This window comes from Arthrobacter sp. AL05 (assembly GCF_029960715.1).
Taxonomy (GTDB): Bacteria; Actinomycetota; Actinomycetes; order Actinomycetales; family Micrococcaceae; genus Arthrobacter.
This window is the reverse complement of sequence record NZ_JASBRC010000001.1, coordinates 458524-475783: the sequence shown is the minus strand read 5'-3', so window position 1 is coordinate 475783 and position 17260 is coordinate 458524. Positions and strand designations below refer to the sequence as shown.

Here is a 17260-nt window from a genome sequence, read left to right as displayed (position 1 = left end):
CACACGGCTGATGACATCCTCCGACCGGGTCCGCCCGGCTGCGATCACCGCGCGTGGCTGGGGCTGGTGGCACGCGGGCCGGACCCGGCCCGCAGTCCGCGGCCTTGACCTGGACATTCAGGCAGGGGAACGTGTGCTGCTGCTGGGACCATCCGGTGCCGGCAAATCCACGCTCCTCCACGCCCTGGCCGGTGTACTCGGCGACTCGCCCGGCGGGGACGCCGGGCGAGCCGCTGGCCGCGGGCCGGCGGACGACGGGGATGCCGAGGAGACCGGCAGCTTGCTGATCGACGGGGCATCACCCCGGGAGCGGCGCGGCCGGGCCGGGCTGATGCAGCAGGACCCGGAGACGCAGGTGGTGCTCTCGCGCCTGGGCGACGACGTCGCCTTCGGGGCGGAAAACCTTTCAGTGCCCCCGGCCGACATCTGGACCCGGGCAGCGGAAGCGCTCGACGACGTCGGACTCGGCCGCCTGCCGCTGGACCACCCGACGTCGGCGCTGTCCGGCGGCCAGAAGCAGCGCCTGGCCCTCGCCGGCATCCTGGCGATGCGCCCCGGACTGATTCTCCTCGACGAGCCCACCGCCAACCTGGACCCGGCCGGAGTGCTGGAGCTTCGTGATGCCGTCGGCCGTTGCCTGGACAAGACCGGCGCTACCCTGGTGGTCGTGGAGCACAGGGTTGCCGTCTGGAAAGACCTCGTGAACCGGATTGTGGTGCTGCAGCCGGGCTCGGCGACGGACACCGCGGTGCTGATCGACGGACCGCCGGACCAGGTCCTGGACCAGGCGCGGGACATGCTCACCGCGGCGGGTGTTTGGGTGCCCGGTTACGTGCCGCAGACCCGGACGCGTCACCGGCCGCGGCCCGCCGGCCCGGCATCGGCCGCCGCCTCGGCCGTCGGCAGGGCCGCCGCCGGGGCGCCCGGTGGCCAGATTGCCCGCACCCCGACAGCGGGACTGCTGCTTGCCGCTGAGGACCTGGCCGTGTCCCGCGAACGGCCGCGCCGGGCGGGCCTCCGGGGCGGTTTTCGACCCATTCCGCCGGCGCCCGTCCAGTCCGGCATTGTTGCCCGGGTCCGCGCCGGGGAGGCCTTGACCATTACCGGCCCCAACGGATCGGGAAAGTCCACCTTCGCCCTGACGCTCGCGGGCCTGCTCGCGCCGGTCTCCGGCACGGTCTCGGCCACCCCGGAACTCAGCTCCGGTGCCGGGAGCGATCCGTACAAGTGGAAGGCCCGGCAGCTGATCTCAAGGATCGGCACAGTGTTCCAGGAACCTGAGCACCAGTTCGTCACGGGGCGGGTACTTGATGAGCTGATGTTCGGCCCCCGGCACCTGGGCCGCGGCGAGGAACGCGTCGACGAACTGCTCGAGCGGCTCCGGCTGGCGGAGCTCGTGGACGCGAACCCGTACACACTCTCCGGGGGCGAGAAACGTCGCCTGTCGGTGGCCACCGTCCTGGCAGCCCATCCGGACGTCCTCATCCTCGACGAACCAACCTTCGGCCAGGATGCCAACACCTGGGCCGAACTGGCCTCGTTCCTTTCCGAACTCCTCGACGCCGGCACCGCCGTCGTCTCGGTGACGCACGACGCCGAATTCAGCCACGTCCTCGGAGGGACCGAACTCAGCCTCCAGGTCCCCGATCAAGCGGAGCCCGATGAGCTGGCCCCCGTGCGCCGCGGGCCGGGACGTTGAGCACACCATGAGACAGGAACTGACGCTGCGCGGCAATCATGCCCTGCTGACCCGGGCCAACCCGCTCTCGAAGTTCGCCGCCGTTGTGTTCATTACCCTTGCCCTGGCGCTGTCGATCGACTGGGTGTCGGCCTCGGTGGCATTGGCCCTGGTTCTGGCACTTCTTCCGCTGGCCGGGCTGCGACCCGGGTTACTCTGGCTCCGTGGCTGGCCCTTGATCCTGGCCGCGGCGCTAGGCGGCTGGAGTACCACCATCCTGGCGCCGGACAGCGGCCGTATTCTGCTTGATGCCAGGATTTGGTCCATCAGCGACGGTTCCCTGGAGCTAGGGGTCGGCTTTATGGTCCGCGGGCTGGCCATCGCGCTGCCGGCGGTGCTGCTGATGAGTTGTACGGATCCCACGGACCTGGCGGACGCCCTCGCGCAGAACGCGAAACTCCCGCACCGCTTTGTCCTCGGAACGCTTGCCGCGATGCGTCTTGTGGGATTGATGGCCGAAGAGTGGCACACCATTGGGATGGCCCGCCGTGCCCGCGGTGTGGGTTCCCACGGGAACCCCCTGCAGCGGCTCCGCGCCACCTTGGGGCAGAGCTTCGGGCTGCTGGTGCAGGCCGTCCGGCGCGCCTCCCGCCTCGCTGTCACTATGGAGGCCCGCGGCTTCGGCGATGCGCCGCGGACCTGGGCACGGAAATCCACCTTCAGCGCCCTGGACGTCTGGGTGGTTCTCGGCGGACTCCTGATCGCCGGTTCCGCCGTCGCGGCGTCGTTGGCGGCAGGCACCTGGAACATGGTCTTCCTTGCCCGGCAATAGCGATAATTATCGCACGGAACGGGTATCGCAGCGATTTTTCCGGCGTCTTATCTGAAATGACCGGAGAAATACGTCACCCATGATATTTTTGCGGGATGACTCAACAGACTGCTGAACACGTTGGTGCGTTACTCCGCGATGCCCGCGGGCAAAAAGGCTGGACCCAGGGCCAGCTGGCCGCCGAGCTGGGAACCAGCCAGAGCGCCATCGCCCGAATGGAACAAGGCAAGCAGAATCTGAGCCTGAAAATGATCCAGCGTCTTGAGGTTATTTTTGACCGGAGCATCGTTAAGGTGGGGCGGCCCGCCATGACGCATCTGCGGGTGGAAGGCGGCCGGACCCTGTCCGGTTCGGTGGACGTCAACAGCAGCAAAAACGCAGGTGTCGCCCTGCTGTGCGCCAGCCTGATCAACCGCGGCACCACCACCCTGCGCCGGCTCGCACGCATCGAAGAAGTGAACAGGATCGTCGAGGTGCTGACGAGTATCGGCGTCGAATGCGTTTGGCTCAACGCCAGTGATCTTCAGATCCGGCGCCCCGCGGCCCTGGACCTTGACGCGATGGACATCGAGGCGGCCCGCCGGACCCGCAGCGTCATTATGTTGCTGGGCCCGCTCCTGGACGAATCCGCCGAATACCGGCTGCCCTATGCCGGCGGCTGCGACCTTGGCACCCGCACGGTGCAGCCGCATATGCAGGCGCTGCGCCAGTTCGGCCTCAGCGTGGACGCCAAGTCCGGCTACTACGCCGTGCAGGCGCCGCCCGCGGACGCGGCGGACCGGTCCTTTGTGCTCAGCGAACGCGGCGACACCGTTACCGAAAACGCCATCATGGCAGCCGCCCACCGCGGCGGGACCACAGTCATCCGCAACGCCAGCCCCAACTACATGGTGCAGGACCTTTGCTTCTACCTGGAGATGCTCGGGGTCCGGATCGACGGCGTAGGAACCACCACGCTGAAGATCACCGGCCGCCCCTCCGTCGACGTCGATGTTGAATATTTCCCGTCCGAAGATCCGATCGAGGCGATGAGCCTGATCACCGCCGGCATTGTCACAAACTCGGAAGTGACCGTCCGGCGCGTCCCGATCGAATTTATGGAAATCGAGCTCGCGACGCTGGAACAGATGGGTCAGCAGCTGGAAGTGTCCGGGGAGTATCTGGCCCGCAACGCGCGCACCCGGCTGGTGGATGTCACCACCCGGCCCTCGGTACTGCGGGCACCCGAGGACAAGATCCACCCCATGCCGTTCCCCGGGCTGAACATCGACAACCTGCCCTTCTTCGCGGTCATCGCCGCGAATGCCCAGGGCCAGACGATGATCCACGACTGGGTTTATGACAACCGGGCGATCTACCTGACGGAGCTGAACAAACTCGGCGCGCAGGTGCAGCTGCTGGACCCGCACCGGATCTACGTCAACGGCCCCACCAAATGGCGTGCGGCAGAGGTGGGCTGCCCGCCGGCCCTCCGACCCGCTGCCTGCCTGCTGTTGGCGATGCTCGCCGCCCGCGGCGTATCGGAACTGCGCAATATCTATGTGATCGAACGAGGCTACGAGGACTTGGCCGAGCGGCTCAACACCCTCGGCGCAAAAATCGAGTACTTCCAGGACTGAGCGACCCCGTAGCGAGGCGGCGCGCTTCACGGAGACCTGGCGCACAATGGAATCATGCGCACCTTCGGTGTGGAGGAGGAACTGCTCATCGTGGACCCCGAAACCGGGATGCCGCTTCCCCTCGCCGACGCCATTTTGCCCCGGCTGGAACCCCCGAAGCGGGCCTCCGGCCGGGCCGGTTCCGCGCAGCCGCCGGTCTATGAGGAACCGAACTTCAGCTATGAGCTCAAGCTGGAACAGCTTGAATCCCGGACCCGGCCGTGCCTGGAGTACGCCGAGTTGCTCCGGCAGCTCAGGCAGGGCCGTGCCCTCGCGGACCGCGCCGCCAGGGTGCATGGCGGCCGGATCGCCGCCCTCGGCACGTCGCCGCTCGGCTCGGCAACCCACCTGACGCCGAAGCAGCGGTACCTGACCATGCAGCAGCGTTTTGGGCGCACCGTCCGGAACCAGCTCACCTGCGGCCTGCACGTCCACACCCTTGTGGAGTCTCCGGAAGAGGGTGTGGCAGTGATGGACCGGATCCGCGACAAACTTGCTGTGCTGATTGCCCTGAGCGCAAATTCGCCCTACTGGAACGGTGCTGAGACAGGATTCGAAAGCTACCGCACCCAGGCTTGGAACCGCTGGCCGGGATCGGGCCCCACCATGATCTTCGGCAGCCTTCCGGTCTACCGCCGCGTCGTAAACCGTCTGGTGGAAAGCGGCGTCCTGATGGATGAAGGAATGGTCTACTTCGACTCGAGGCTGTGCCGGCACTATCCCACATTGGAGGTCCGGGTCGCAGACGTTTGCCTGCGGGCCGAGGACGCCGCGCTGATCGCCGTGCTGGTGCGTGCGCTTGTGGAGTCCGCGTCCCGGGAATGGCACGACGGCGTTGATCCCGCCCCGGTGCCGACGCTGCTGCTGCGGATGGCCGCCTGGCAGGCCAGCAACTGCGGACTGCGCGGGCAGCTGCTGGACTTCGGGACCTTCGTCCCAGCCCCGGCTGCCGAAGTGGTCCACGCCCTGGTGGACTTCGTAGCGCCCGTGCTGGTGGATCAGGGCGAGCTGGACTTGGTGCGCCATGGTGTTAGCCGGATGCTCGCCGAGGGCACCGGGTCGCAGCTGCAAAGGGAACCGTTCGACGCCGGCGGCCTGTCCGCCGTCGTTGAACGCGCCGTCGCGGCGACCGTGCCGGGACCGGACACCGGGGAACCCGCCGACGGGAGCACAACGCTGGGCCCGGTCCGGCGGCGCTGAGTGTGCAGTTCACGGCAGTTCTCCGCCAAGGCATCGCCGCTATCTGCCAACTCAAGCACCGCAAACGGCGCTAGCAAGATTTGAGCGCCTGCCCGAGGTCGCGGATCAGGTCCGCAATATCCTCGAGTCCCACCGAGAGGCGCACCACGCCGTCACTGAGCCCGATCGACGCACGGCCCTCCGGCCCCATAGCGCGGTGCGTCGTGGTGGCGGGATGGGTGATCAGCGACTTCGAATCGCCGAGGTTGTTGGAGATATCGATGATCCGCAGCCCGTCCAGCAGCGCGAACGCAGCCTCCTTCGCCGAATGCCCGGCGGACGCGGCGAGCTCGAAGGTCAGCACGGTGCCGCCGGCTTTCATCTGCCGGGCGGCCAGCTGATGCTGCGGGTGGGACTGCAGCAGCGGGTACTTGACCCAGCTGACCGCGGGTTGCTCCTCAAGCCACTCGGCCAGCCGCAGCGCGGAGGCACAGGAGTGGTTCACCCGCAGGGCCATCGTCTCCAGGCCCTTGGTCAGCACCCATGCGTTGAAGGCCGAGAGTGCCGGGCCGGTATGGCGCATCAGCTGCTTGACCGGGCCCTCGATGAAATCCCTGGTGCCCAGGATCGCGCCGCCAAGGACGCGACCCTGGCCGTCGATGTGCTTGGTGCCGGAGTAGACGATCACGTCCGCGCCGAGCTCCCCGCAGCGCTGCAGCAGGGGAGTGGCAAAGACATTATCGACGACGACCGTCGCCCCGGCCGCGTGCGCCATTTCGCTCACTGCCGCGATATCCACGATTTCCTGCATTGGGTTCGAGGGCGACTCGAAGAAGACAGCAGTGGTGGGTTTGGCGAGCGCCTCGCGCCACTGCACCAGGTCCGGGCCGTCAACGAAGACCGTCTCGACGCCCCAGCGGGGCAGGATCTCGTTCAGGATCACAAAGCATGAGCCGAACAGCGATCGGGCCGCCACCACCCTGTCGCCGGCGGCCAACAGGGCACCCAGGGCAGTAAAGACAGCGGACATGCCCGACGCCGTGGCAAAGCAGGCCTCGGTGCCTTCGAGCAGCCGGAGCCGCTCCTGGAACGTCGCCACAGAGGGATTGCCGTAGCGGGAGTAGACGAAACGCTCGTCGTGGCCGGCGAAGGCGCGTTCCGCGGCGGCCGCCGATTCGTAGACGAAGCCGGAGTTCAGGAAGACCGGTTCTGACGTCTCCTGAAATCCGGTGCGGTCGAGTCCGCCGCGGACGGCCTGGGTGTCCGCGCTCCAGTCGGCGGCATCAGGGTTGAATGTCACTTAGTGTCTTCCGAGATTGGTGGGGAGGCCGCGGTTTTTCCAGCCGTTGACAGTGCGTTGGCCCTCGCCGTCGGGTTCGCCCTCAAAGCCCTCAAGGATGTTAAAGGAGGTAAAACCGTCCTCGGTGGCGACGATTGCGGCCGCGACGGAGCGCGCGCCCGAGCGGCACAGGAACAACAATTCGGTGCCGCCGGCTTCGGGGGCCTGTTGTCTCAGTTGCGCCAGAAACTGCGAATTGGGGATGCCGCCGGCGAGGCTCCACTGGATGAAGAGCGGATCATTCTCCGTCGCTTTGGTGTCCGGAATTCCGGCGCTGGCCCATTCACCCTCGGTGCGGACGTCCACCAGGATGGCGCCGTCCCCGAGCTTGGACCAGGCCTCCTGCGGGCTGAGGTCCCCGGCGTAGCTCACGCGTGGCCCCCGCCGTCGAAGTCGAGATCGTCCACGGCGCTGGCGACGGCCGCATCGGCGTTGGCGATCGCCGCCGGCAGCACAAGTGCCTGGGCCACGACGACGTTGCTGCCGTTGAACGTGACAGCCGGGCCGCCGTGCAGAACGTAGCCCTCGGTGAGGGCGGCCGATACACGCTCGCAGAAGGCGCGGTCATCGGCTCCGGTGAACAGACGGTACAGCAGTTTCTGCTCGGCGGCACCGGCGACTGAGGGGGACGGGGCCGGGGCTTTGTTCGCTGCTGTCCGGGGGACAGCAGCGGTGGACGCGTCAGGCATGACGGATCTCCTTCTTTCACGCTTGCAGCTCGAATGGTCGATATGCCGAGTACTCACCTGAGGCACCCCGCCGCGGAAGGGAGGGTTGCCGACCGGCCAGTCAGGGCTTGGCGCCGGTTCTCATTACTCCCAAAGAACGTAACACCTGTGACGCCGGACCGCACGGCGGCGGCCGTCATGTTAAGGAGCGGGGTGGAAACGGAGGTTTGTTCATAAGCCATTCGCCAGCGGTCATGCCAGCGTCCCCATCCACGTACTCGGGGGATTGCACACAGGTACAAACCCCCGGGGCCTCGAATTTGAACCGGGGAGGCTTTCGGGTAGTTCCTACTCGGGACTTTTGGCAGTCGGCGCGACTTTACTGAAGGACCAGCGCCACGGAAGTCGCCAGGCCCTAAAACGCCATCCGAGGATCGCTCAGTTTTGCGGCCGGCTCTGATGATCCAGCCAGTTAGGCCGGTGCGGCGCCGTCGACTGCCGGGCCTTTAACAAGGGAAGGGGACTGCTATGGCCGCGATATATGTTCTACTCATTATTCTCCTGAGCACGGCCTTGGCCGCTGTTATCAGCACACCCGGCCGCCAGGTAACGGAAGGGTTGATTCCGAACCGGCCCTCCGGTGCGGACGCCGGCGGCGATGGCCGGGTCCGGGCTGCCAGGACGGCACAGCGGTGAGGCCGCGCGTATTGGTCACCGGCGCCTGCGGCCCTGCGGGCCAGGCCATCGCGGCCCAACTGAAAGCGCGCGACATTCCTGTCCTCGGGACGGACATCCTCGAGCTGCCGGACGGGGCAGGATTCACGGTGTTCCCCGTCCCGCACGCGACGGACGCGGAACGGGTATCAGCACTTCGGCGACTGGTTAGCCAGGAAGGCATCAATCTTGTCATTCCCACGGTCAGCGAGGAACTGCCGCAGCTCGCCGCGTTCCGGGCGGCGTTCGGAGCGGACGTACGTGTGATGATCGGCGATCCGGGCCCGGTGGCGTTGGCCCATGACAAGCTCTTTACGGCCTGGCAACTACATGCAGCGGGCGTTCCCGTGCCCCGGTTCGGCGTGCCCAGCGACTTCGCCGGTGCGGACGCTGCAATGGCCGCCCTGGGCGGACCGGTCGTCGTCTCACCCCGGGCGTCCCGAGGCGGCCGGGTCGTGACAGTCGTCGATGGCCGCACGGAAATGGACTGGCAGCGACTGCCGGACAGCCGCATCGTCCAGGAATTCATCCCCGGAAACGAGTACCGGCCCATGGTTTTCGGAACACCGGCGCACAACGGTGCCGCGCCATTTGCGGTTGTTGTGGCGAAGGTTGGGCCGGCGGACCGCATCGTTGGCAACGCCGTGACCACTCGCCGGGCCGAGGCGGGCGAAGCGATCGACGTGGGCAACGTGGCGATGGCTGCGGTCCGCGCGCTGGGCCTCACGGGGCCTGTGGAGGTGGACGTTCGTCGACGCGCCGACGGGACACCCGTGGTTCTGGCGGTGAACGCCCGCTTCGGATCGAACAGCGGACTCGCGCCTGAGCTGCTCGATGCGGTGCTGGCGTCCTTTATCCTGCCCTCCTTCAACCCGGCGTCGTTCCGGCACTGCATGGGGCCGTTCGCCGATGCCATGGGTTGAAATGAACGTCACCGCAGCGCTCCCGGCGGCCCAGTTCCCGCTCGTCCTCCTCGGGCTGCCGGTCCTGTTGTTCGGGCTGGTGAAACTGCTCGTTGTGCCGCTTGCCGTCTGGTTCGAACTTCGGAGCGCCCATCGCCGACGCCGCGAAGTCCCCACGATGTTCGATGCGTGGCCCCGTGTGTCGATAATTGTCCCGGCATTCAACGAGGCAGCCGCTATTGAGAACTGCGTCCGATCGATTCAGCGCACCCGCTACGACCGGTACGAGCTGATCCTGGTGGATGACGGTTCAACGGACTGCACCGCCACGATTATGGCGGCTCTCGCTGCCAGGGATCCCCGGATTAAGGTTCTGGCGCAGGCCAACGCCGGCAAGGCGGCGGCCTTGAACTTCGGGATCCGCAACGCCGCCGGCGAGATCCTGATGTTTATCGATGCGGACGTCATTCTTTCCCGGCACACCGTCGGGATGATGCTCCGCGGATTTGACGACGAGCGAACCGGCGCGGTCTGTGGTGATGGCCGGCCGGTGAAGGTCAAAGGGGTCCAGGGCCGGGTGCTAACCTTCACCGGCCACATCGGCGGCGGCCTGGTCCGGCGCGCCCTGGCGGTAGTCGGCTGTATACCCACCGACGTGGGTGCCATCGGCGCCTTCCCGCGCAGTGTGCTCGAACACGTGGGACTGTTCCGGCAGGACACGGTGAGCGAAGACCTGGAACTGGCCTGGCGGGTTCACAAGGCAGGCTACCGGGTGGTATTCGCCCCGAGGGCTGTTGTCCTGGCGGAGTCTCCCTTGACCGTTGGCGGCCTCTGGCGCCGACGGGTCCGCAGGTACCTCGGCCTGTTGCAGACCATGGCCTTGCACAAAGATCTGATCGGCAATCTCCGGTACGGCCCGTTCGGAACGCAGCTGGTGTTCCACGCCATTACCGTGGTGGTCCTTCCTGCGCTTCAGATCCCGTTGCTCCTCGGCGTGGCCGTCCTCCTTGCGGCCGGCTACCGCCCGCCGGCCGGCGTCGACTGGGTGGTCCTGGCCTGGTTGGGCCTGCTTGTGTCTTTGGTCCTGCCGGTGTGCGCGCTGGGCGCCAACCGGGCGTGGAAAGACTTGCGGCATGTATGGGCGCTGCCGCTGATGCCGTTTTATTCGTTGTTTACGAGCCTGGCCGTGATCGCCGCACTGGTCCAGGAAGTCCGGGAGAGGGTACTCCGCCGGAACAATCCCGTCCGAACGGGATCCGGTACCGCCGGCGCCCAGCGGCCACGCGCGCAGCTCAGGGCCTGAAAGCTGCCCCGATCACTGTGCCTACCCGATGGTGGCGTACAGCGTGTTGAGCTCCGCGGTGAGTTGCTTGCGCTGTTCCGGGGTGCCGATTTCCCTGCTGTCGATGTGGTTGACGGGCGCCAGCAGCCGGATGCTCGAGATGAGCCACACGGCGTCGGCGTCGTAGAGGTCGCGGGGCTCAAGCGGTCCGTAGCCCAGCTCCCAGCCGGCGGCCTTCGCCGCGGTAAACAGGGCACCCTGCGAGGTGCCGGGCAGGATCCCGCTGTCGAGCTGCGGGGTTATGAGCCGCCGGAGGGTCCGCACGCCGCCGGCACCGTCGTCGGCGGTTTCCAGATGGGCAAGCAGGACAGTCGACGTCGGGCCCTCCAGGACCTTGCCGTCCGCGGAGGTGAAGATAACGTCGTCGGCACCCTGGGCATGCGCGTAGCGCAGCGCGGCCATGTTGACGGCGTAGGAGAGCGTCTTGGCGCCCATGAGCAGCCAGGGCGCCCGTTCAGCGACTTCACTGTCATAGCCGCGGTCCAGCAGGATGACGTCGATCCCGGTCTCGCGTTGGCGTCGGCCGATGGCGCCGGGGACGGAGGCCTGGACCCAGCAGGTTGGCCCGGCGGCGCCTTCAACGCCCCGGGTCACGAGCAGTTTAACAACGAGTTCGTCGTCCGCTGAGTCTCCGGCGCCGGGTACGTGCTGGCCCCGGTACTCGCTGATGGCCGTCGTGATCGCCCGGCGCCAGCGATCCTCCGCCGGGAGGTCAAGCTCCAGCAACCCGGCGGAACCGGCCAGCCGATTCAGGTGCGCCTGAAGCTTCCGTGGCTGCCCGCCAACGGCCAGCAGCGACTCGAAAACACCGTCGCCGCGGGTGGCCCCCTGGTCCGTCGCCATCAATTGCGGCTTCGTGGCATCGGCCACCCGGCCGCCGTCGAACGCGGAATCCAGGAAGACCAGCACCGGGGCCGGGCCGGGAACACCGGCAGGAGAATTCATGACTTTAGCTTAGCGCCGCGGACCACGGGATAGGATTTGACGGTTGCCCGTTCCGGAAAGGTTCCGCGGGTCTGGAACTTGAGGGGTTCACCTGTGCTGTGGCCATTTTCGCTGGCGGAGACACTCCCGCCCTGGATGCTGCTGATCCTGTCCGTCGTGGACCTGGGGATCCGGGTGCTGGCACTGGGCATCATCCCCGGAAACCGACGTCCCACCACGGCCATGGCCTGGCTCCTGATCATCTTTTTTGTCCCCGCACTGGGCTTGGTCCTGTTCCTGCTTTTTGGCAACTTCAGGCTGTCCCGCAGGCGCCGTGCGCAGCAGGACGCCGTGAATACCCGGGTACGGGCCGGCACCGCCGATCTGGCGATGCAGGAAAGCCGGTACAGCGGCCCGGAATGGGTGGCCTCCGCAGCGGAGCTGAACCAAACCCTCGGTTCACTGCCGATGGTGGACGGCAACCAGGTGGAGCTCCTGCCCGGCTACCCGGACTCGATCAAGGCGATGGCAGCGGCCGTCCGTCAAGCAGAGTCATTTGTCAACGCCGAGTTCTATATCCTGAGCTCCGACCACGTCACCGACGATCTGCTGACCGCGATGGAAGAGGCCGCCGAGCGCGGCGTCGAAGTCCGGCTTCTGTTTGACCACCTCGGCACCCTGCGCATCCAGGGTTACAGCAAGCTGATCGCCCGGCTCAAGGCCAGCAAAATCCGTTGGCGGCCGATGTTGCCGCTGCGGCCCGTGCACGGTCAATGGCGCCGGCCGGACCTGCGCAACCACCGCAAGATTATGGTGATCGACGGCGAGCTTGCCTTCACCGGGTCGCAGAACCTGATCGAGCCCTCCTACAACAACCCCAGGCACCGCAAAGTCGGCCGCGAATGGGTCGAACTGATGGCGAGCCTGCGCGGGCCGATTGTCACCACCCTCAACGTCGTCTTCGCCACGGACTGGCTCAGTGAAACGGACGAGTCCCTCGAGGATCAGCTCGCGCACCGGCCCGAAACACACGCAGGCGACGTGACGGCGCAGGTGGTTCCCAGCGGCCCCGGCTTCATCACGGAAAACAACCTGCGGCTTTTCACCACATTGATTTACTCCGCCCAGCACAATATTTCGATCTGCAGCCCCTATTTCGTCCCGGACGATTCACTGCTGTACGCCGTGACGACGGCAGCTCAGCGCGGCGTGGAGGTCGAGCTGTTCGTCTCGGAAAAGGGCGACCAGTTCCTCGTCCACCACGCCCAGCAGTCCTACTATGAGGCGCTCCTCGAAGCCGGAGTGCGCATCTACCTGTACAAGGCGCCGTTTGTGCTGCACGCCAAGCACTTCACCATCGATGACGAGGTCGCCGTGCTGGGCTCCAGCAACATGGACATGCGCTCCTTCTCGCTGAACCTCGAGGTTTCAGTGATGCTCCTGGGCGCGGACGTGGTGCGACGCGTCAGCGCCGTGGCGGACACCTACCGGGGGCTCTCGCGCGAACTGACGCTCGAGGACTGGATGCGGCGGCCCGTGGGGGTTAAGTATGTGGACAATGTGGCCCGCCTGACGGCCACATTGCAGTAGCGCCGCAGCGCACGAGTCAGCCGGCCGGGTACTGCGCGCCCAGCGCAGTGAGAACGCCGAAGGCCTTGGTCCGGATCTCTTCGTACTCCGCCTGGGGTGAGGAGTCTGCCGTAATAGCACCGCCGACGCCGAGGCTGAGCCCGGTGCGGCCGCCGGGCAGCTGCCTGAGAACGAGGGCCCGGATGGCGACGGCCAGGTCGGTCGCGCCGTTGAGCGAGAAATAGCCGATCGCGCCGGAGTACACGCCGCGGGGTGCTCCCTCAAGCCGGTCGAGGATGGCCATGGTGCTGACCTTGGGGGCGCCCGTCATGGAGCCGGCGGGAAAACACGCCGCAACGGCCTCGGCCCGGGGCATCCCCGGTTTGAGGCGGGCATCGATGGTGCTGACCAACTGGTGCACTGTGGCGTAGCTTTCGATCGCGCAGAGCCTGCTGACCGATACCGAGCCCGGCACGGCGAAGTGGCTGAGGTCGTTGCGGAGCAGGTCCACGATCATGATGTTCTCGGCGCGGTCCTTCGGGGAGGACTCGAGCTCGGTCCGCAGCAACGCGTCCCGTGCCGGATCCGCATCCCGGGGCCGGGTGCCTTTGATCGGCTCGGCGCGCATGGCACCGTCGGGCGCGATCCGCAGGAACCGCTCCGGCGAGGTGCTCGCCACAGTGAGGTCGCCGAAGCGCAGGTAGCTGGCGAACGGCGCGGGATTGCCCCGCCGCAGCATAAGGTACGCCTGCCAAGGCTCGAGGGTCGCGGCGGGAAGATTGGCGGTCAGTGCGGTGGTCAGGCAGACCTCGTAGCTGTTGCCTTCGGTAATCTCGTGCTGCGCCCGGCTGATTTTGAACTTATAGGATGCTTCCGAGTCCCGGGCCGTAAAGTCCGGGGCGCCGTGGCCGGGTGCGCGGGGGTCGAGGACGTGGCCGGCGCCGGCCGGCTTTCGGTTGCTTGCCTCGGTGATGGCGGAGCGGGCAGTAGCCAGCCAGTCTCCGGCGTCTGCGGCGTCCAGCGCCAGCAGCCAGACCGTGCGCTCCACGTGGTCCAGGACCACTGCGCGACCGGCGAAAAGCAGGCAGGCATCCGGGGTCCCGGCCGGCGCGTCGCTGCCGCCGGTCTCACGTTTGAGTTCGTAGCCGAGGTAGCCGAGCCAGCCCAAGGTGAACCCGCACGGGTAGTCCTTGGGGCCGCGGAGTGTGGGCTGGCCCCAGACGCCGTCGAGCCAGCGGAAGAACGGCCCCTCGGTGGTGACGCTGGCGTTTCCGACGCTCACACAAGTCGTCCCCGAGTTGTGCCGGACCGACTGTCCGTAAGGGCCGCCGTCGTCCGCCAGGATGCTGAAGCGGCTGCGTTCCGCCGCCGCACCGCCGTCGGGCGCCACGGGCGTCAGCGATGAGTCGAGCCAGACGGCATTGGCCGAGCCGCCGAAAAGGGCTTCGAACACCAGGACCGGGTCCGGGACGGCGTCGATCCGTTCGGCCTGCAGCTCCAGCCCGGTGCGTGCACTGCGTTCGGGCAGCAGCACCGGAGCCAGAGCCGGCAGGTACAAGAGGGACTGCAGTACTTCCGCAGGCGCGGCGCCGTCGGCACGGTTCAGCACCCGGACATCGGCGCGGGCCGGAACGTCATCCCCGGCCAGCCACTCCTGCTCCTGGGCGGCCCACTTGTCCCAGAACGGTTCGTACGTTTCACCGTCGCGGGCCAGGGCCCTGCTGCGCCGGTCTTGTTCGGGCGAATCGGCCCAGATTACGGCGGCCAGGAAGGGGAGGGCGGCTGCGGCGGCAGCACCCACGCCTTCCACCAGGACGATTTCAGCGGGCTGGGTGGTGCGGGTGGCGCCGTCGTAGTGGGCTGTCCAGTCCCAACTGACCCATTCGGCGGGCTCGCTGCGGTGCAGCGGGGCCAGGACCGTGGAGACGTAACGCTCGACGCCGGCCACAAGCCCGTTCCAGCCGGGATAGATGTCTTCCAGATGGAAGAGGGAGACCTTGTGGTGCTCGCGGAGCGTCGCCGCCAGCTCGATCGCCAAGGTGGTCTTGCCGGCGCCGGATCGTCCGTCGATGGCGATGATGACGGGTGCGGGACTCATGATTTAGAGCGTACCCGCTGCCCTGCATTGGGTTGATCACTGCCCGGTTGATCACTGCCCGGTTGTTGCCCGCCGGGCCGTTGACGCCGGGACAGCTCCGTCCGGACATGCGCCACGATCCCGGGCAGTGCGGCGTGGATCAGGTCCCAGGTGAGGTCGAAGTCCGCGTGGCCGCCGTACCAGGGGTCGTCGATGCCCTGGTCGAGGGGATCCTTGCCCGCGACGGCCGGATCGAAGCTGCGCAGCATCCGGATCTTGGACCCGGATTCGCGGTCCGGTGCGGCCTGCTGCAACCAGCCGAAATGGTCCACGTCCAGGGCAAGGATGAGGTCGCGGTTGTGGAACCATCTGGTGTCCCATTCGCGTGCCACGTGACGTTCCGAGGAAATGCTGTTGGCGGTGAGTTTGCGGGCGGCCCGCGGATCAATCGGGCGGCCCACTTCGTAGGCCGTGATCCCCGCCGAGTCAACGACGGCGCCGGCCAGGCCATCCGCGGCGATGGCCTCCGCCAGCATCAGTTCGGCCATCGGCGACCGGCAGATGTTCCCGGTGCAGACCGCGATGATCCGGTACTGGCTCGGCGCTGAGGTCATAGTGCAAGCATGGATGATCGGTGTCCGCTTGGCTAGTTCCCGGCGGTGGATGTTACAGGCTTTGTCACATCATATTTGCAAGGTTTGAACTATTGGCCTGCGGGACTCCCGGACCAGACGGCCTTGCGGAGAATGGACCGCAGAGACGCCACCTCCTCGCCGGTAAGCATGACCAGCTGTCGCGCCTCGGCGGCCTGGGTTGCCTTCTGGGCGGCAGCGTGGAGGGTGCGGCCTGCTTTTGTGGCGGACACCAGTTTCTGCCGCCGGTCTGAGGGTCCCGGCTTTCTTTCCACGAGGCCGCGCTGTTCCAGCTCATCAATGAGTGCCACGATCTGGCTGGGATCCAGGCTGAGGAACTCGGCCAGTTCGCGTTGGGTGGGTCCCAGATTGCCGCAGGCCAGCGCCAGCACGGAGTAGGACCGCTCCTTCAGCCCGAACTCTGCAAGGGCCGCGTTGTTGAGCACGCTGCCGGCGGCGTGCAGCTTGGCCAGCAGGAAGCCTATGTCAGTGCTGATGCTTGATTCCGCCAGCCGGGTGGAAGCCTCGCCGGAGCTTTCGGCGGCGAGGTGTACCTGTTGTGTCATGGTGCCTTTCGGGCGGGTAGCCAGCCGGGTCGTTGAATTATTCAATGATCCCACGTGCACCGCGCCTGCGAAAAGCGTGCACCGGGAGCGGTGAATGCGGCGGGTGGGGAAGCTGATTGGATGCAGAAATAAATCATTGACATTCTCAAGGATTAAGTTTCTAATTGAAGCAGTCAAGGGAGATGTGCATCACACGCAGGCTCCCTGGGATATCCGCCGCAAGGCGCAGTGCAAAGGAGCAGCATGAGCCTGTCAGGGAAAGTAGCAATCGTCACCGGAAGCGGCCGCGGCCTGGGTCTGGCGTACGCCCGGGAACTCGCCCGCCAGGGCGCCGCCGTCGTGATCAACGATGTGGATGCCGACGTGGCCGCTGAAGCGGTCCGGACCATTGAGGCCGACGGCGGCCGCGTCGTCGCCGTCGTCGCTCCGGTGGGCAGCACCGAAGCCGCCCGGCAGCTCGTGCAGAAAGCGGTGGAGGCTTTCGGCCGGCTCGACATCCTGGTCACCAACGCCGGCATCCTGCGGGACAAGTCCCTGCTGAAGATGACGGACGAGGACTTTGACCTCGTCATCAACGTCCACCTCAAGGGCACCTTCACCTGCGCCCGCGAAGCGTTCGCCTACTTCAAGGAAAACGGTATCGCCGGCCGCATCATCACCATCGGATCGCCCACCGGCCAGCGCGGCAACTTCGGCCAGACCAACTACGCCGCCGCCAAGGCCGGAATCGTCGGCATGGTCCGCACCTGGGCGCTGGAAATGAAGAAGGCCGGCGTCACCGCCAACGCCGTCATCCCGGTGGCCGCCACCGCCATGACCAAGACCGTCCCGTACTTCCAGAAGGCCGTCGAAGCGGACGAACGCGGCGAGGCCATGCCGGCCTTCTTCCGTCACGATCTGGGGTTCGGAACCGCCGACGACGTCGCCGGACTCGTTGCCTTCCTCGCCTCCGACGCAGCTGCCGGCATCACCGGCCAGGCGATCGGCGCCGGCGGGGACCGTCTGCAGCTCTGGACCCACCCGGGGGCTGCCGTTACCGAGTACCGCGAAGGTGGCTGGGGCTATGCCGACCTGATCGAAAACTTTGGCAAGCTCTTCGGCGACAAGCTGCAAAGCGTCGGCGAGGAATTCCTGCCGCTTCCGGAAGAGCTCAAGCCCGAACCGGCAGAGGTCCGCTGAC

The 17260-nt window shown here is 66.9% G+C and carries 15 protein-coding genes and 1 riboswitch; of the genes, 8 read left to right on the top strand and 7 right to left on the bottom strand.

Annotated elements, in window-relative coordinates; genetic code table 11:
* Positions 1-10 precede the first annotated feature (10 nt).
* From QK287_RS02235 to QK287_RS02220, 4 genes are all read left to right on the top strand, one after another.
* On the top strand, positions 11-1699 hold the full coding sequence (locus QK287_RS02235) for an ABC transporter ATP-binding protein (RefSeq protein ID WP_282358997.1): 1689 nt from the start codon (positions 11-13) through the stop codon (positions 1697-1699).
* A 7-nt stretch (positions 1700-1706) separates the two neighbouring features.
* Positions 1707-2510, top strand: coding sequence for an energy-coupling factor transporter transmembrane component T (locus tag QK287_RS02230; protein ID WP_226775224.1), 804 nt, complete (start codon positions 1707-1709; stop codon positions 2508-2510).
* A 95-nt stretch (positions 2511-2605) separates the two neighbouring features.
* The gene (locus QK287_RS02225) at positions 2606-4129 is read left to right on the top strand and encodes a UDP-N-acetylglucosamine 1-carboxyvinyltransferase (protein WP_226775225.1); all 1524 of its coding nucleotides are present in this window, start codon (positions 2606-2608) and stop codon (positions 4127-4129) included.
* 54 nt (positions 4130-4183) lie between these two features.
* A complete protein-coding gene (locus tag QK287_RS02220) occupies positions 4184-5368 on the top strand; it encodes a glutamate--cysteine ligase (RefSeq protein ID WP_282358994.1) in 1185 nt (394 codons plus the stop codon).
* A 70-nt stretch (positions 5369-5438) separates the two neighbouring features.
* Here QK287_RS02220 and QK287_RS02215 read toward each other — a convergent pair whose 3' ends face one another.
* Genes QK287_RS02215 through QK287_RS02205 form a run of 3 tightly spaced genes read right to left on the bottom strand, consistent with a single transcriptional unit; the run spans position 5439 to position 7375 of the window.
* On the bottom strand, positions 5439-6647 hold the full coding sequence (locus tag QK287_RS02215; protein WP_282358993.1) for an O-succinylhomoserine sulfhydrylase: 1209 nt from the start codon (positions 6645-6647) through the stop codon (positions 5439-5441).
* Positions 6648-7058: a rhodanese-like domain-containing protein gene (locus QK287_RS02210; RefSeq protein WP_282358991.1), complete on the bottom strand. Its 411-nt coding sequence runs from the start codon at positions 7056-7058 to the stop codon at positions 6648-6650.
* The gene (locus tag QK287_RS02205) at positions 7055-7375 is read right to left on the bottom strand and encodes a DUF1737 domain-containing protein (protein WP_348774688.1); all 321 of its coding nucleotides are present in this window, start codon (positions 7373-7375) and stop codon (positions 7055-7057) included. Before QK287_RS02205 ends, QK287_RS02210 begins: the two co-directional genes overlap by 4 nt.
* Before the next feature lie 13 nt (positions 7376-7388).
* Positions 7389-7503: riboswitch (SAM riboswitch) on the bottom strand.
* Positions 7504-8046: 543 nt separating this feature from the next.
* On the opposite strand from QK287_RS02205, the gene QK287_RS02200 reads away from it, so the two are divergent.
* Together QK287_RS02200 and QK287_RS02195 are read left to right on the top strand one after the other, a co-directional pair.
* Positions 8047-8991, top strand: a complete 945-nt coding sequence (locus QK287_RS02200) for an ATP-grasp domain-containing protein (RefSeq protein WP_282358988.1) — start codon at positions 8047-8049, stop codon at positions 8989-8991.
* 1 nt (position 8992) lies between these two features.
* Positions 8993-10273, top strand: coding sequence for a glycosyltransferase family 2 protein (locus QK287_RS02195; protein WP_282358987.1), 1281 nt, complete (start codon positions 8993-8995; stop codon positions 10271-10273).
* A gap of 21 nt (positions 10274-10294) precedes the next feature.
* Here the strand turns inward: QK287_RS02195 and QK287_RS02190 are convergent, their stop codons facing one another.
* Positions 10295-11257 (bottom strand): aminodeoxychorismate lyase, encoded by a 963-nt coding sequence (locus tag QK287_RS02190; protein ID WP_282358985.1) that lies wholly within the window; start codon positions 11255-11257, stop codon positions 10295-10297.
* Between the two features lie 135 nt (positions 11258-11392).
* On the opposite strand from QK287_RS02190, the gene cls reads away from it, so the two are divergent.
* Positions 11393-12826 carry a cardiolipin synthase gene (gene cls, locus QK287_RS02185; protein ID WP_282359045.1) on the top strand — a complete coding sequence of 478 codons (1434 nt, stop codon included), beginning with the start codon at positions 11393-11395 and terminating at the stop codon, positions 12824-12826.
* A gap of 16 nt (positions 12827-12842) precedes the next feature.
* Here cls and pabB read toward each other — a convergent pair whose 3' ends face one another.
* The 3 genes from pabB to QK287_RS02170 form a co-directional block, all read right to left on the bottom strand.
* Positions 12843-14903 (bottom strand): aminodeoxychorismate synthase component I, encoded by a 2061-nt coding sequence (pabB, locus tag QK287_RS02180; RefSeq protein WP_282358983.1) that lies wholly within the window; start codon positions 14901-14903, stop codon positions 12843-12845.
* Positions 14900-15496, bottom strand: coding sequence for a low molecular weight protein-tyrosine-phosphatase (locus QK287_RS02175; protein WP_282358981.1), 597 nt, complete (start codon positions 15494-15496; stop codon positions 14900-14902). Before QK287_RS02175 ends, pabB begins: the two co-directional genes overlap by 4 nt.
* Before the next feature lie 89 nt (positions 15497-15585).
* Positions 15586-16080, bottom strand: coding sequence for a MarR family transcriptional regulator (locus tag QK287_RS02170; protein ID WP_253031829.1), 495 nt, complete (start codon positions 16078-16080; stop codon positions 15586-15588).
* A 243-nt stretch (positions 16081-16323) separates the two neighbouring features.
* Here QK287_RS02170 and QK287_RS02165 point away from each other — a divergent pair, with 243 nt between their 5' ends.
* Complete coding sequence (locus tag QK287_RS02165; protein ID WP_226775236.1) at positions 16324-17259, top strand: SDR family NAD(P)-dependent oxidoreductase; 936 nt, start codon at positions 16324-16326, stop codon at positions 17257-17259.
* The last annotated feature ends 1 nt before the right edge of the window (position 17260 follow it).

Coding starts and splice junctions, on each gene's coding strand:
- QK287_RS02235 (WP_282358997.1), top strand. CDS start 11: ATGACATCCTCCGACCGGGTCCGCCCGGCTGCGATCACCGCGCGTGGC.
- QK287_RS02230 (WP_226775224.1), top strand. CDS start 1,707: ATGAGACAGGAACTGACGCTGCGCGGCAATCATGCCCTGCTGACCCGG.
- QK287_RS02225 (WP_226775225.1), top strand. CDS start 2,606: ATGACTCAACAGACTGCTGAACACGTTGGTGCGTTACTCCGCGATGCC.
- QK287_RS02220 (WP_282358994.1), top strand. CDS start 4,184: ATGCGCACCTTCGGTGTGGAGGAGGAACTGCTCATCGTGGACCCCGAA.
- QK287_RS02205 (WP_348774688.1), bottom strand. CDS start 7,375: ATGCCTGACGCGTCCACCGCTGCTGTCCCCCGGACAGCAGCGAACAAA.
- QK287_RS02195 (WP_282358987.1), top strand. CDS start 8,993: ATGAACGTCACCGCAGCGCTCCCGGCGGCCCAGTTCCCGCTCGTCCTC.
- QK287_RS02190 (WP_282358985.1), bottom strand. CDS start 11,257: ATGAATTCTCCTGCCGGTGTTCCCGGCCCGGCCCCGGTGCTGGTCTTC.
- cls (WP_282359045.1), top strand. CDS start 11,393: ATGCTGCTGATCCTGTCCGTCGTGGACCTGGGGATCCGGGTGCTGGCA.
- pabB (WP_282358983.1), bottom strand. CDS start 14,903: ATGAGTCCCGCACCCGTCATCATCGCCATCGACGGACGATCCGGCGCC.
- QK287_RS02175 (WP_282358981.1), bottom strand. CDS start 15,496: ATGACCTCAGCGCCGAGCCAGTACCGGATCATCGCGGTCTGCACCGGG.
- QK287_RS02170 (WP_253031829.1), bottom strand. CDS start 16,080: ATGACACAACAGGTACACCTCGCCGCCGAAAGCTCCGGCGAGGCTTCC.
- QK287_RS02165 (WP_226775236.1), top strand. CDS start 16,324: ATGAGCCTGTCAGGGAAAGTAGCAATCGTCACCGGAAGCGGCCGCGGC.